The organism is Pedobacter jaeyakensis, assembly GCF_054461315.1.
The window spans coordinates 588319-602942 of record NZ_CM136921.1 but is presented as its reverse complement, the minus strand read 5'-3'; the positions used below and the strand labels follow the sequence as shown (position 1 = coordinate 602942).

Sequence of the window (14624 nt, the reverse complement as noted above, 5' to 3'; positions counted from 1 at the left end):
TATTTATGTATTAAAAAAATAAATCCTCCGAAATTAAGTAATCTCGGAGGATATAAAAGTATAGTTAATGAAATATCTAGTTCACCTTTGTGTAATAGATATTTAGTTTGATTGCTTTGTCGCCTGTAGCAGGGTTAGACGAAGAAATAACCGAACGTGATGGTGAAGTAAGATTAGGCGTTAGTACCGTTTCATCATGACCTACAACTGAAAGGTATGTTCCATAATCTTCCGTTTTTCCATCAATCAAATCTTGCAAATAACCTGTTAGCACAAATACATATCTTTTGTTTACAGAATCATACTGTCCGTAAATAGAATCACTGCCGCCAACATAGAAATTGCCGTTAGTAGCGGTGTAATCAATCAAATTAACCCGATTGCCGGCAATGTCGTTTCTATACAGGACTAATCTCCTGGCAGGTGTAAATGGTGCTACATCAGATCCTGAGGCAACGTTGACCACAAGTTCAGCCCGGTTTACCACAATTCTGGAGTTTGTACCAGTTCCTTTAACAGTACTTGCAAAAGCAGCGAGATCTGGGAAAGAAAGCTTGGTACGCAATCCTGTTAACCCCTGAAGATAACTTACGCTATACGGCGTTACTGGATTTGGGGCAGTCAGCTGTGTTTGAACAGGCGTTCCTGAATAGTCATGTTTTATCGTAGCAGCAACTGGTCCCGTTGTTATGGAAATTGGAAAACTTACGCCAACTGTATCCTTAGAAACCGAATTGGTAATGTCTTTTTTATAGTAAAGCTGGAGGTTTGCATTTGTGCCAGCAAAATCAATCATCATAATTCCGCCTTTACCTGTTGAGGTTGCTTTATCAACACTGATACGCAAACCTTTAAATGCCGCCGAAAAACGTGAATTTTTGGCAAGCGTTACAGAATCCAGGTTTAGTATGTTATTTTGAATAAATGCATTATCCAGCTTAATCCTTAATTCAGGAACAACATATCGAGATGTATCGGGTTTGCCCACCACTATATCAAAAATCCTAACTGGGGTATTCGGACTGATCTTTCCGGTAAACGTTCCAATAACAGGTGTTTCAACAGCATAATCCCTATCGCTTGAAAAATTAGTTTGAAAAGTAATGTCTTCTTTTAATTGCTGAACCCTAAGACTGTAAACAGTCGTTGCGGTATCTCCATAAAATTCATTTATAACAACTCCTGTTATTGGTTTAATCGTTCTTTGATACGGTAAAGTCAGAATGGCCGAATCTATAGTAGGGTTTTTACCAAAACTATAACCTGCTGTTTGTAGTGAAACCGCCATTGAAAGACTAGCTTCTGTAGTGCCGAAAGTAGCATCACCGCTAATATACCCTAATGGATGTCTTGCAACGCCCAATGAGCTTGTTGGAACATCTTTTTCGGTAACTGCTTTTACGGTAACGGTATTATTTAATGTCCCTTTAGTAGCAAGGGTAGGGTCAAGTTCAAAACCAATTGTATTAGCGTCTTTGCAAGAAGACAAAAGAAAAAGACCTATCAACAGTGTCAATAAGTCTTGTTTTATAAATTTCATATTTAAGTACCTGAGTTTATGCTATTGAAACCAATTCTTCATTTGAAATCTCTTCATATAAAGCATAGAAGTTTTCAAAATTTTCGGTTAAATTAAAAGCTAAAGTTGGTTTATTGGAATCTTTAACAAATTTTAACACATCAGAATTGATCTTTTCATCAGCTAAAACTACTGCATCAGAGTAAGTTATAGCACCCATATGCAATGCTGCACAATCTGCTTTTTCAAATACTTTCGTATCTTCAATTGTCATAGCGCTCATTACTGCTTTTTTGTAAAGATCTGTGTTAAGGGTTTCGGTGAAACAGTCTTCGTAAACAGAATATACTACTTTAGAATTCTTAAAAGTAGGGTCGTTTTTATACGTAGTTTTAATATATGCAGGAACAAGTGATGTCATCCAGCCATGGCAGTGAACAATATCCGGAGACCAGCCTAATTTTTTAACGGTCTCAAGCGCTCCTTTGCAAAAGAAAATTGTTCTTTCATCGTTGTCAGCATAAAATTTGTTCTCTTTATCTCTGAAAACATACTTGCGCTGAAAATAATCTTCGTTATCAAGGAAATACACCTGCATGCGGGCAGCAGGAATAGAAGCAACTTTGATGATCAGTGGGTTGTCGTTGTCGTCAATAATGATGTTCATACCCGACAGGCGAATCACCTCGTGTAATCTGTTCCTTCTTTCATTAATGTTCCCAAACCTTGGCATTAAGATGCGGATCTCAAATCCTTTATCCTGCATTGCCTGAGGTAACTGGCGGGTAATTTCTGAAATCTTTGTGAGTTCAAGGAAAGGCGACATCTCGTGTGTAACAATCAGTAGCTTCGTTTTTGCCATCTCCATATTCGTAAATAAAAATTTATGTTAAAGAAAAGATTATCAAGGGGCAAAGGTAAGCATAATTATAACATTTATCAAGATAATACGCAAGATGTTTTGTTCAGAATATATAAATAACCAACTTTACTCCCTGAAATTTTATTAGCTGGTTTGAAAGTTATACACACTATTGCAGCGCTAAAGTCGCTGCTAAGTCCAATTAAATTGGCTAAGCAGAAAATTGCGCTTGTACCAACAATGGGCGCACTCCATAAAGGCCATGTCTCCTTAATTGACATTGCTAAACAACACGCCGATGTGATCGTTTGCAGCATTTTTGTAAACCCAACCCAGTTTACAGATCCAAAGGATCTGGAAAAATATCCCAGGCCATTAGAACACGATATTGAGATGCTAAGAAGTGCAGGTTGCGATCTTGTTTTCATGCCTTCTGTGAAAGAGATGTACCCATCACCAGAGGAATGGCATATCGATCTTGGTCCGGCAGAGTTCCTTTTGGAAGGAGAATTTCGCAGGGGTCACTACCAGGGAGTTACCCAAATTGTAAAAAAACTGTTTGATGCCGTGCAGCCAGACGTAGCCATGTTCGGTCAAAAAGATTTTCAGCAGGTATTAATGATCCGCAATATGGTTGCGAAGTTTAACATGGATGTCGAGCTCTTTTCATGCCCTATTATAAGGGAGGAAGACGGGTTGGCCATGAGCTCCCGTAATATCCATTTGAGCGATGCCGATAGGGCTCATTCCTTAGTTTTAAGTAAGGCACTTAATTTTGTAAAAGATAATTTTCAGCAATTCAGTATAGCCGAACTGCTGGATAAAGCGAAGGAAATAATAAACGGGGTCAAAGATGTAGAACTTGATTATTTTACCATCGCCAATCAGGATACCCTGCTTCCTGCAAAGGATAAAACGGAAGGTAACCTTGTAGCCCTGGTAGCCGCTAAAGTTGGCCAAACGCGCTTAATTGATAATGTGCTACTTTTTTAAGTAACTTTGCTCCATGATTATCGAGATATTAAAATCGAAGATACACCGTGTTAAAGTAACACAGGCAGAACTTAACTACGTTGGCAGCATTACCATTGATGAAGATTTGATGGACGCCGCAAACATTATTGCAAACGAAAAAGTACAGATCGTTAACAACAATAACGGCGAGCGTTTCGAAACCTATGTGATTAAAGGTGAACGGGGTACCGGTACTGTTTGTTTGAACGGTGCAACGGCACGTAAAGTTCAGGTTGGAGATATATTGATTATTATGTCTTATGGCTCCCTTTCGCAGGAAGAAGCCAGAAACTACCATCCTATATTGGTGTTTCCAGATGATAACAACCGCCTCCTAAAGTAGTCGTATTACCCCTCATTAAATATTTACTATGCAGCCATAGTAATTTCATTCAGATTAGTTAAATTTGGCTTAACTTATTATTTGATTAATAAAATTATGCTATTTCAACTAACTGAAGAACAATTGATGATCCAGCAGGCTGCAAGGGATTTTGCACAGCAAGAACTGAAGCCAGGCGTAATCGAAAGAGACGAGCACCAGAAATTTCCTGCAGAGGAAGTTAAAAAGCTTGGTGAACTTGGTTTTCTGGGGATGATGGTTGCTGAAAAATACAATGGGAGCGGCATGGATGCCATTTCCTATGTATTGGTAATGGAAGAGTTGTCTAAAGTTGATGCCTCCGCCTCAGTTGTTGTATCCGTAAATAATTCTTTAGTTTGTTATGGTTTAGAAGCCTACGGAACCGAAGCGCAAAAAGAAAAATACTTAAAACCACTTGCTGCCGGAGAAAAAATTGGTGCCTTTTGTTTGTCGGAACCCGAAGCCGGATCTGATGCCACCTCGCAACAAACTACCGCAGAAGATAAAGGCGATTATTACCTGCTCAATGGCACTAAAAACTGGATCACCAATGGCAGTACCGCATCTACTTATTTAGTGATCGCGCAAACCGACCGGTCTTTGAAACATAAAGGCATCAATGCTTTTATTGTAGAAAAAGGCATGGAGGGATTTACGATTGGTCCGAAAGAAAACAAGATGGGAATCCGTGGTTCGGATACGCATTCTTTAATGTTTAACGACGTTAAAGTTCCAAAAGAAAACAGGATAGGTGAGGAAGGGTTTGGGTTTAAGTTTGCCATGAAAACCTTAGAAGGTGGTCGCATTGGTATCGCTGCCCAAGCCTTAGGCATCGCCGCTGGTGCTTACGAATTGGCCCTGGCCTATTCCAAAGACCGTAAATCCTTTGGCAAACCCATTTCAGATCATCAGGCTATCGCTTTTAAACTGGCAGATATGGCCACCAACATTGAAGCCGCAAGGTTGTTAGTTTACAAAGCTGCCTGGCTTAAAGACCAGGGTCAACCCTATACCCTTGCGGGATCAATGGCTAAATTGTATGCTTCAAAAGTTGCTATGGACGTAACTGTAGAAGCGGTACAAATCCACGGAGGTTATGGCTTTGTTAAAGAATACCATGTAGAAAGATTAATGCGCGATGCTAAAATCACTCAGATCTATGAAGGCACTTCAGAGATTCAGAAGCTGGTTATTTCCAGGGATATCCTAAAGTAACTATCTTTTTCCAGATCCAATTAAACTGCCTAGTATCGCTTTTATCAGCGCTATCGCTATCGCAAGAAAAGCGGATGCCCAGAATCCTGTAGTACTAAAACCCTGCATGGCGTTGGCAACCAACATGATCATTAACACCGTGATCACGAAAGACATTAAGCCAAGTGTTAGAAAGTTAATAGGAAAAGTAAGCAGCCTTAAAATAAAGCCTATAGTAGCATTGGCCAGCGCAATCAGCAAAGCAGCAATAATTGCGGTTCCAAAACCGTCTACATTTACCCCGGGTACTAATCTTGCGCCAAGAAATACTGCAAGTCCCATTATTAATATTTCTATAATCAGTCTCATATTGTTTAATTTAGTGGAATGGTTAAGTGTTTCGCTAAGTTATCAGTTTTAATTATATCAGTAAGCATGTTGGCTTGTTCCACATCAAATAATAAGCCACTATCTATTCATTTTTCAGCAGATAGCAGCAGTATCGTCATTGATAATATTGATCAGCCGGGCTTGTTGGCACTAAAAAATCTTGAAAGCACAGACTCAGTTTACCGGGAACTAATTTCCGTTCTGCAAACACCATCAGCAAAAGACTCTACTTTGAAAGAAGAGCCTATTGAGGGAAAGTATTTAACTACCGACAGCAGTGTAGTATTTACGCCCCAACAACCTTTTGTAAAAGGCAGGGATTATCTGATCATCACTCATATCAATGCTAAATTCGGCGACGCCGAAAGCATTGCCAAAGGAAGCCTAAGTACAGGGGTTAAACCAGTGCAAAAGAATCTTACTAGATAAAAAATTAATAGGCTTCAATCTACTTTATGAGTGCAGTGAAGCTTGGGTTTAGTTATAAGCTAAAACAATATTTATACAATATTTAAACATTGGTTATACAATGCTTATACAATCAATTATTGTTTAAATGATGTTTTGTTAAAGTTTAAAAACATTATTAATTTTGCTTTGGTTTAAAACCAATCTAGTATTAATCGTTATGGGAAAAGCAACAAATGGAGTAAATGGTTCGGTTTCGGGCAAAGTAGGAAACGCAGTATTCTATGTAGTAAATGGAGAAGGATTTGTGCGTTCCAGACCGAGGAAAAGAAGAGGAAAAAAAACAAAGAAAGAGAAATCTAACACAGACGGTTTTTCTAAGGTGCAGCATTTCATGAAGCCCTTAAAGACATATTTAAGGATAGGCTATAAAGATTACGGTACAAAAACCGGTGGGTACAGAGGAGCAGTGTCTTATGCATTGAACAACGCAATAGATGGAGAATATCCAAACCAATTTGTTAATCCGGAGAAGGTAAGGGTAAGTGGCGGAGATTTGCATTTTCCTGCAACTGCTGCGGTCGCTTTAGGTTTAGATGATGTGCTTACATTTACCTGGAGCACAGAAATTGGCGAAAATGGAAATGATTATGATCAGGTATTTATGTTGGCCTATTCGCCCGTTGAGGATGGATTATTAAACGGATTAAAAGTTGGTCAGCCTACTGGTGCATTCAGGAAAACTGGCACGGATTCATTGCAGCTTACTCGCGACAATGAAGCCGTTGAATACCATGTTTATATGGGTTTCGTGGCAAGAGATCGCTCCAGCCAGGCACATAGCTTATATATGGGGAAGATTGTGGTGCCTGCCAAATAGGTTATTTGAACATTGCTTTTAGATAGCCGTTAAGTTGCCTTGGAGTCATTTCTGCACTGCTAGTTGCTGAATAAAGGATTTTATGGTTTTGATCAGTTAGCAAAACTAACATGTTGTTTTTCGTTTGATAAGCATTGATTACATCTTGTGCATTCAGAATAAGCCGGGTATTAACTATCGGACTTTTTTCTAACAAACGCAATGCTTGTTCAGTTGGAAGATTGTTTACAACCAATATTTCAAATTTATCAGGATTTCTGTAGGTTTCAAAAACCTCGTTAAGTTGACTATATACATTACTGCCTGAGCCATTGTAGCCAGAAGACCAGAAGAAAATTGCAATGGCCTTGCCGCTAAGCTGATCTTCACTCATGTATTTTTGGAGTGGCTTTAGATCCAAAATTTGTCCCTCTATTAACTTAGGGTTCTCTGGTTGCAGCATCAATTTAGTCATGGAATCTCTCTGGGCCTGGATTTTCAAATTTATTTTGGAGATGACATGTTTAAAGTCAGAAAATTTATTCAATTTCCTTACGGACATGATGTATTCGTAGGTTCTTAATTTGGCTTTTACATCTGCGGGTGATACAAAATTACCTTCCTCATCATAAACGTTTTCATCAGTAATGTTTAAGTCGCCCAGCCTATTAATTAGGTCGCTGCCTTTAGCAATAACAGAAGATGTCCTCACGGTTTTCTTTTCCGGAATTTGGCACACGGCAATTGTGGTTAAGAACATGCATGGCAGCAATAGTTTAAATTTCATTATATGCATTGGATGATAAGCCGTTAAATGTTTCCCAATATAAATAAGTGTTCGGGCTTTTCATTTTTATATTACATTTTTATTTCTTACATTTGCACGATAATAGTGGGCAAGAGGGGGCAGATGTCCCCTCTTTTCTGTTACTATGCAATTGGTTATGCAGATAGAAAAAAGAGTTATAGAGTTAGTGGAAGAGAAAATCTCTGACAGGCCTGAGCTGTTTTTGGTTGAAGTAAAAATGCTACCCAACAACAAGCTTATTATACATGTTGACGGCGATGAGGGGATAAACATTCAGGACTGTGCAGCAATAAGCAGGCATGTGGGGTTTCATTTGGAGGAAGAGAATACGATTGAAAAAGCCTATAATCTTGAGGTTTCTTCGCCGGGTGTAGGCGAGCCGTTGAGGTTAAAGAGGCAATATGAAAAGAACATTGGCAGAGAAGTAGGTGTTAAACTTGCAGGTGGTGAGCAGAAAGAAGGAGAACTACTTTCTGTGAGCGATGAAGGCATCGTTATCGAAGCTAAAGTAAAAGAAAAAGGTAAAAAAGTTCAATTGGTAGAAACCAGTTTGAGCTTTAGTGATATAACAGAAACAAAGGTTTTAATTTCATTTAAATAAAAATGAGCAATATTAATTTAATCGATTCATTTCAGGAGTTCAAGGACTTCAAGAACATCGACCGTCCGACGGTGATTAGCGTATTGGAAGAAGTATTTCGTAGCATGCTGCGTAAAAAATATGGTACCGATGAGAATTGTGACGTGATTGTAAATCCTGATAACGGGGATTTGGAAATCTGGCGCACCAGGAAGGTAATGGAAGATGGTTTCTCTGAAGACGATGATCTAGAGATTGAACTTGCTGAAGTTAAGCAGCTGGATGCCGATATGGAAGTTGGCGACGATTACATTGAGCAGATTACCTTAGAAAGCTTTGGAAGAAGGGCAATTTTAGCGGCCCGCCAAACTTTGGTTTCTAAAGTTTTAGAGTTAGAAAAAGACGAGATCTTCAAAAAATATAAAGATAGGGTAGGTGAAATCGTAACAGGTGAAGTTTACCAGGTTTGGAAGAAAGAAACGCTTGTTTTAGATGATGAAGGCAACGAATTAATGATGCCTAAATCTGAGCAGATTCCTGCAGATTATTTCAAAAAGGGAGATGCTGTTCGTGCGGTAATCCTTAAAGTTGATATGGTGAACAGTACACCTAAGATCATCATTTCAAGAATTGCACCTGAATTCTTGCAGCGCTTGTTTGAAATTGAGGTTCCTGAGATTTTTGATGGTTTAATTACCATTAAGAAAATTGTTCGTGAACCGGGCGAAAGAGCAAAGGTTGCTGTTGAATCTTATGACGACAGGATTGATCCGGTTGGTGCCTGTGTAGGTATGAAAGGTTCACGTATCCATGGTATCGTTAGGGAATTGAAAAATGAGAACATCGATGTAATCAATTTTACACAGAATATATCGCTATATATTACAAGGGCTTTGAGTCCGGCAAAGATCACCTCTATCAAGTTGGATGACGAAACTAAGCATGCTGCAGTTTATTTGAAGCCAGATCAGGTTTCATTAGCGATTGGCCGTGGCGGACACAATATTAAACTGGCAGGTAAATTGACGGGATATGAAATCGACGTTTATCGTGAAGCTGGCGAAGAAGATGAGGATGTGGATATTGAAGAATTCTCGGATGAAATTGACAGCTGGATCATCGATGAGCTTAAAGCTATCGGTTGTGATACTGCCAAGAGTGTTTTAGCGCTTTCCGTGGATGAACTGGTAAAACGCACCGATCTTGAAGAAGAAACAATAAAAGAAGTGATGAGTATTTTAAAATCAGAGTTTGAATAACACAAAAACTGGCTGTTTACACATGAAATAAACAAGAATAAACGTTACTTTTGTATAAGAATTAAAGAAAAAATAGGATAATCAATGTCAGACGACAAACCAATAATTTTATTCAAAGCAGTTAAAGAACTTAACGTAGGGATTGCTACGGCTGTTGACTTTCTGGAAAAGAAAGGCTTTTCTGTGGAGAATAAACCTACTACCAAGCTCTCTCGCGATATGTATAACGCATTGCTGAAGGAGTTTCAGGGCGACAAAATCGTTAAAGAAGAAGCCAATCAGATAGTTATTGGTAAAATTCGTCGTGATGAGCCTGAAGTAACTGAGAAAGTTACTGAGGCACCTAGGAAAAATATTGAATTTGAGAACGAAGGTATTTTAATTAAGAACCTTTCGTCTTATACGCCTCCGGTAGAACGAGTTAAGGAAGAAGCACCAGTTAAACCTGCTGCTGTCACTCCTCCTGCACCTGTTCAGGCACAAGAAGTAAAAGCTGAAGAAGGTTCACTACCAGGCGTTAAGATAGTGGGAAAGATCAATTTAGATGATCTTAATTCTAAGTCTCGCCCTGCGAAGAAAGAGGAAGAAGCTCCAGCGCCAGAACCAGTTGCTCCCGTTAAACAAGAAGTGCCGGTTGAGGAGGTTAAAGAAACGCCTGCTCCTGTTGCAACTGTTAAGCCAGAGCCAGTTGCGGAAGCAAAAGCAGTAGAGGAAATTAAACCTGTTGATAAGCCTGAGATTAAATCTGAGCCTGTTGCAGTTACTGCGCCAACACCCACTCCAGCTCCTGTTGCTGCTCAAACTCCTGTGGAGCCAGCAAAACCGGTGGAAAAACCTGAAGATGAGGTTATCAAGGCAAGATCTGTAAAATTATCTGGCCCAAATATTATTGGTAAAATAACTTTACCGGTAACGCCTGAGCGTAAGTCTCAGCCAGTAGCATCATCTGCAGATAGTGCTGATGCGAAGAGAAAACGTAAACGTAAAAAAACACCTGGACAGCATCCCGGACAAACAACAGGACAAAATCCTGCTGGACAGCCTGGTGGTCAAGGTGGACAAGCTCCTGCTAGACCAGCTGCGCCAATTGGTAACAGACCAGATTTTAGGAACAACACCAATAATACAGCAAACAGGCCTAATTTTAGGAATGCTAAACCGGGAGCTCCAACAGGAGGCCCTAAGGAAGAACCTACAGAAAAAGAAATACAAGATCAGATTAAAGCAACACTTGCACGTTTAAGTGGAGCTGGTAAATCTGGTAAGTTTGCTCAGCGTGCTAAATTACGTCGTCAAAAACGTGATGATGTTGCCTTGTCGGCTGATGAAGCGGCAATGGAACAAGAACTTCAGTCTAAGGTACTGAAGGTAACAGAGTTTGTTACTGCAAATGAGCTTGCATCCATGATGGATGAACCAGTTACCAAGATCATTGCCACATGTATGAGCTTAGGTATGTTCGTTTCCATTAACCAAAGGTTGGATGCTGAAACATTGACAATTGTTGCGGATGAGTTTGGTTACGAGATTCAATTCGTTAAACCTGATGATGAAAGTGATATCCTGATTGAGGAAGAAGATACTGACGACGATCTATTGCCGCGTGCTCCTGTAGTAACGATCATGGGTCACGTCGATCATGGTAAGACTTCCCTATTGGATTATATCCGTAAAGCAAATGTTGTTGCGGGTGAGGCCGGTGGTATTACCCAGCACATTGGTGCCTATATGGTAACTACTTCTACAGGTAAACAAGTAACCTTCCTGGATACACCAGGTCACGAAGCGTTTACCGCGATGCGTGCAAGGGGTGCAAAGGTAGCGGATATTGCGATCATCGTTGTTGCTGCGGATGATGCGGTGATGCCTCAAACAAAAGAGGCCATCAATCATGCTCAGGCAGCTGGTGTTCCATTGGTGTTTGCCTTTACTAAAATTGATAAGCCGGGAGCTAATTCCGATAAAATACGCGAACAACTATCTATTATGAATATCCTGGTTGAGGATTGGGGAGGTAACTTCCAGTCGCAGGAGATTTCTGGTAAGAGCGGTTTGAACGTAGATTTATTGCTTGAAAAAGTATTGTTAGAAGCAGAATTGCTTGACTTAAAAGCTAATCCTAACAAGCGTGCAACAGGTAGCGTTATTGAGGCTACATTGGATAAGGGTCGTGGTATTGTTACTACTGTTCTTGTACAAGCAGGTACTTTGAAAATTGGTGATCCTATTTTAGCTGGTAGCTATAGCGGACGTGTTAAAGCGTTATTTAATGAACGTGGGCAGAAAGTTGATAAGGCTGGTCCATCCGTGCCGGTACAAGTATTGGGTATGCAGGGTGCGCCTACAGCGGGTGATCGTTTCAATGCACTGGAAAGTGAAGTTGAAGCAAGAGAGATTGCTAACAAACGTTTACAACTAATGCGTGAGCAGGGTCTTCGTACTCAGAAACACATTACTCTGGATGAGATTGGTCGCCGTTTGGCAATTGGTAACTTTAAGGAGCTTAATTTAATTGTTAAGGGTGACGTGGATGGATCAATTGAGGCACTATCTGACTCATTATTGAAACTTTCTACACCAGAGATACAGATCAATATTATTGGTAAGGCCGTTGGTCAGATCTCAGAATCTGACGTATTGCTGGCATCAGCTTCTGATGCAATCATCATCGGTTTCCAGGTTCGTCCTTCGCCAGGTGCGCGTAAGCTTGCCGAGGCAGAACAGATTGACATTCGTTTATATTCGATCATTTATGACGCGATCAACGAAATCAAGGCTGCAATGGAAGGTATGCTTGCTCCAGAGTTTGAAGAGAAGATCACTGCGAATGTGGAGATTAGAGAGACCTTTAAAATCACTAAAGTTGGTACAATTGCGGGATGTATGGTTCTTGATGGAACGATTACCAGGAACAGCAAAATCCGCATAGTTAGAGACGGTGTGGTGGTTTATACCGGTGAGCTTGCTTCATTGAAACGTTATAAAGATGATGTGAAAGAAGTATCAAGAGGCTACGAGTGCGGGTTGAACATCCATAACTTCAATAACATTGAGGTTGGTGACATCGTTGAGGCCTACGAGCAAGTTGAAGTTAAAAGGAAATTATAAATAGAAATACAAATTTATTGAAAGGCTGTCTGATGAATTTTTAGACAGCCTTTTTTTATGGTTATGGGTCTTAAAAGAAGGGTTAAGGATTATTTAAAAAGAAGAAAGGAAATAGTTGATGGGCACCGCATCATTAACCTCTATGATACAGACTTTAAATTCAATGTTTGCGTGTCTTATTTAACGGGACCCTTTTTAGAACCAAACCACTTTAAGCATCAGAATTTCGTAACCTCACATATCGTTGCCGAAACATTCAGGGACTTAGGTTATAACGTTGATGTTTACGACTATCTAACCAGCATGGATATCCCTTATGATACTTACGATGTAATATTCGGCATAGGGGATAACTTTGAGAAGTCGTTTTACAGCAATGACAGAAGTATCCCAAGGATACATTTAATTACAGGGACACATCAGGATTTACACAATACAAATGGTCTTAAAAGTATCAGAGATTTTTACAAGTTATCTGGTGTTTGGTTAAGTGATGAGACAAATATCATGACAGAAAACCATTATTACGCGATGTATGAAGCTGATGCAGGTTTGATTATGGCCGAAGGTTATGTATTTGAAAATTGCAAAGCGGTTTTTAAAAATAACCTCTATACGTTGAATAATAATATACTGGGCACATTTTCCAGGTTCGCCTATAAAAGCAGAAGGACACATAACTTTTTGTTCTTAAGCGGGGGAAAACAGTTAACAAAGGGTTTGCCATTGGTATTGGAACTGGCAAAGACCCGTAGGGACATCAATTTTTATATTGTGGTACCTCGTCTGAATTCCGTACTTGAAGCCTATTACGCAGAAGTATTTAGGCAAGGTAATGTATATCTGCATAAAGACCTCCGGATGGACTCACCTGAGATGAAGGAAATTATTGAGGAGTGTAATTATGTGCTTACTCCTAGCTACGTAGACGGTTTACCGGGAGGAACGATAGAGCCTATGTCTGCCGGTTTGCTGCCATTAGTGAGTAAGTATTGTGGCTTTGGTGAAGCTGAGTTTATATTCCAATTTCAAGAACTTTCAGTTGAATGTATAAGTAATATGGTTGATGTAGTTATTGGTTTGGATGATGAGACATATTTTAGTTATAGTCAAGCTGTGAAGGAATATGCGTTAAAGAGCTTTGGTAAAACAAGCGTTAAAAAGCAATTGAAATCTATCTTAAAATTAGAGCTTCCAAAACGGCTATAATATACTACTAATTGCTTTCGATTATTTTTTGCACACCGCTCTCTAAATAAATATCTTTGAAACACAATAGTAGGGAGTTCGTCTTGGGGAAGCATCTGGTTTTAATTTATTTACTTCTAATTGGTTTTTGCGGTTATAGTCAGCAGCAATTTCCGGTATGTGGAGCTTTCTCTAGTTTTTACAGTAAGAAATCTATTGACATCACCACTTTTGGGGCTAGTACTGTGCAGGGGATTCCGGCTCCTCTTAATTTTCAAACCCCGTTAAAATCATTTCTCAACAACTGCTTTAAAGATATTCCTGTTAATATTGATAATTATGGAATAGCAGGAGAAACCACCGCTCAGGGTCTGATCAGGTTTGATGCAGCCATTGCCAATAAAACGGGGTTTCTACTTATTTTAATGGGTGCTAATGATGTTATTCAATTGGCGAATGGAAATGGCCGGGTTAGTACGACGGTCGATAACATGAGAATAATGATCCAACGGGCCAAAGCCAGTAATCTGGACGTTATCCTTGGGACACTCCAATATTTTGTGGAGATTCCCGGAAGAACGCCTGAGGCGCTCCTGTCACAAAGGAGAAACAGATTTATTACGTTGGTAAATAATGCCTATAAAACCCTGGCCAAGGAAGAGAATGTACGGGTGGCAGATATAAATGCAGTAATTGGTAAGAATAAGCAACTGTATGCTGATGGAATCCATCCAAATGCCAGGGGCTACAACATATTAGGACTGGTATGGTTTGATGCGATTAACCAGGAAATTGCACTCTACTTTCAGGTATCGACGGTGCTGCAAAACGCGCCTAACCCTGCCAATGACAGTACAAAATTGCGCTTTAATTTGTCAGGTGCATCACGCATAAAAGTTACGATGTACAACATGGCTGGACAAAAGGTTGCAATTGTTTTTGACGACTACAGAAATGCAGGCTACCATGAAGAAGATATTTCAACTACACAATATGCCGCCGGAATATATCTGTTATATTACGAGGGTACAGATATCAAAATGTCTAAAAAGCTTGTAATCTATCATTAAG

Annotated in this window: 14 protein-coding genes; 10 read left to right on the top strand and 4 right to left on the bottom strand. The window is 39.7% G+C overall.

Annotated elements, in window-relative coordinates:
* Positions 1–76: 76 nt before the first annotated feature.
* Complete coding sequence (locus ACXZ1K_RS02785) at positions 77–1540, bottom strand: DUF4270 family protein (protein ID WP_458971861.1); 1464 nt, start codon at positions 1538–1540, stop codon at positions 77–79.
* Positions 1541–1556: 16 nt separating this feature from the next.
* The gene (locus tag ACXZ1K_RS02780; protein ID WP_458971860.1) at positions 1557–2381 is read right to left on the bottom strand and encodes a glycogen/starch synthase; all 825 of its coding nucleotides are present in this window, start codon (positions 2379–2381) and stop codon (positions 1557–1559) included.
* 153 nt (positions 2382–2534) lie between these two features.
* Here ACXZ1K_RS02780 and panC point away from each other — a divergent pair, with 153 nt between their 5' ends.
* The 3 genes from panC (at position 2535) to ACXZ1K_RS02765 (ending at position 4974) form a co-directional block, all read left to right on the top strand.
* On the top strand, positions 2535–3374 hold the full coding sequence (gene panC / locus ACXZ1K_RS02775; protein ID WP_458971859.1) for a pantoate--beta-alanine ligase: 840 nt from the start codon (positions 2535–2537) through the stop codon (positions 3372–3374).
* 13 nt (positions 3375–3387) lie between these two features.
* The gene (gene panD, locus ACXZ1K_RS02770) at positions 3388–3738 is read left to right on the top strand and encodes an aspartate 1-decarboxylase (RefSeq protein ID WP_458971858.1); all 351 of its coding nucleotides are present in this window, start codon (positions 3388–3390) and stop codon (positions 3736–3738) included.
* A 96-nt stretch (positions 3739–3834) separates the two neighbouring features.
* Positions 3835–4974 carry an acyl-CoA dehydrogenase gene (locus ACXZ1K_RS02765; protein ID WP_458971857.1) on the top strand — a complete coding sequence of 380 codons (1140 nt, stop codon included), beginning with the start codon at positions 3835–3837 and terminating at the stop codon, positions 4972–4974.
* Here ACXZ1K_RS02765 and ACXZ1K_RS02760 read toward each other — a convergent pair whose 3' ends face one another.
* The gene (locus ACXZ1K_RS02760) at positions 4975–5322 is read right to left on the bottom strand and encodes a phage holin family protein (protein WP_458971856.1); all 348 of its coding nucleotides are present in this window, start codon (positions 5320–5322) and stop codon (positions 4975–4977) included. It lies immediately after the preceding gene.
* A gap of 18 nt (positions 5323–5340) precedes the next feature.
* On the opposite strand from ACXZ1K_RS02760, the gene ACXZ1K_RS02755 reads away from it, so the two are divergent.
* Both ACXZ1K_RS02755 and ACXZ1K_RS02750 read left to right on the top strand, forming a co-directional pair.
* On the top strand, positions 5341–5772 hold the full coding sequence (locus tag ACXZ1K_RS02755) for a hypothetical protein (protein ID WP_458971855.1): 432 nt from the start codon (positions 5341–5343) through the stop codon (positions 5770–5772).
* A gap of 199 nt (positions 5773–5971) precedes the next feature.
* A complete protein-coding gene (locus ACXZ1K_RS02750) occupies positions 5972–6631 on the top strand; it encodes a DUF6266 family protein (protein WP_458971854.1) in 660 nt (219 codons plus the stop codon).
* A gap of 1 nt (position 6632) precedes the next feature.
* On the opposite strand, the gene ACXZ1K_RS02745 is transcribed toward ACXZ1K_RS02750, so the two are convergent.
* The gene (locus tag ACXZ1K_RS02745; protein ID WP_458971853.1) at positions 6633–7397 is read right to left on the bottom strand and encodes a hypothetical protein; all 765 of its coding nucleotides are present in this window, start codon (positions 7395–7397) and stop codon (positions 6633–6635) included.
* Positions 7398–7554: 157 nt separating this feature from the next.
* On the opposite strand from ACXZ1K_RS02745, the gene rimP reads away from it, so the two are divergent.
* From rimP to ACXZ1K_RS02720, 5 genes are all read left to right on the top strand, one after another.
* Entirely contained in the window at positions 7555–8019 is a 465-nt protein-coding gene (gene rimP / locus ACXZ1K_RS02740; RefSeq protein WP_458971852.1) for a ribosome assembly cofactor RimP, read from the top strand.
* Positions 8020–8021: 2 nt separating this feature from the next.
* Entirely contained in the window at positions 8022–9257 is a 1236-nt protein-coding gene (gene nusA, locus ACXZ1K_RS02735) for a transcription termination factor NusA (RefSeq protein ID WP_458971851.1), read from the top strand.
* Positions 9258–9341: 84 nt separating this feature from the next.
* Positions 9342–12365 (top strand): translation initiation factor IF-2, encoded by a 3024-nt coding sequence (infB, locus tag ACXZ1K_RS02730; RefSeq protein WP_458971850.1) that lies wholly within the window; start codon positions 9342–9344, stop codon positions 12363–12365.
* Positions 12366–12428: 63 nt separating this feature from the next.
* A complete protein-coding gene (locus ACXZ1K_RS02725) occupies positions 12429–13574 on the top strand; it encodes a glycosyltransferase (protein ID WP_458971849.1) in 1146 nt (381 codons plus the stop codon).
* 56 nt (positions 13575–13630) lie between these two features.
* On the top strand, positions 13631–14623 hold the full coding sequence (locus ACXZ1K_RS02720; RefSeq protein WP_458971848.1) for a GDSL-type esterase/lipase family protein: 993 nt from the start codon (positions 13631–13633) through the stop codon (positions 14621–14623).
* Position 14624: the final 1 nt, after the last annotated feature.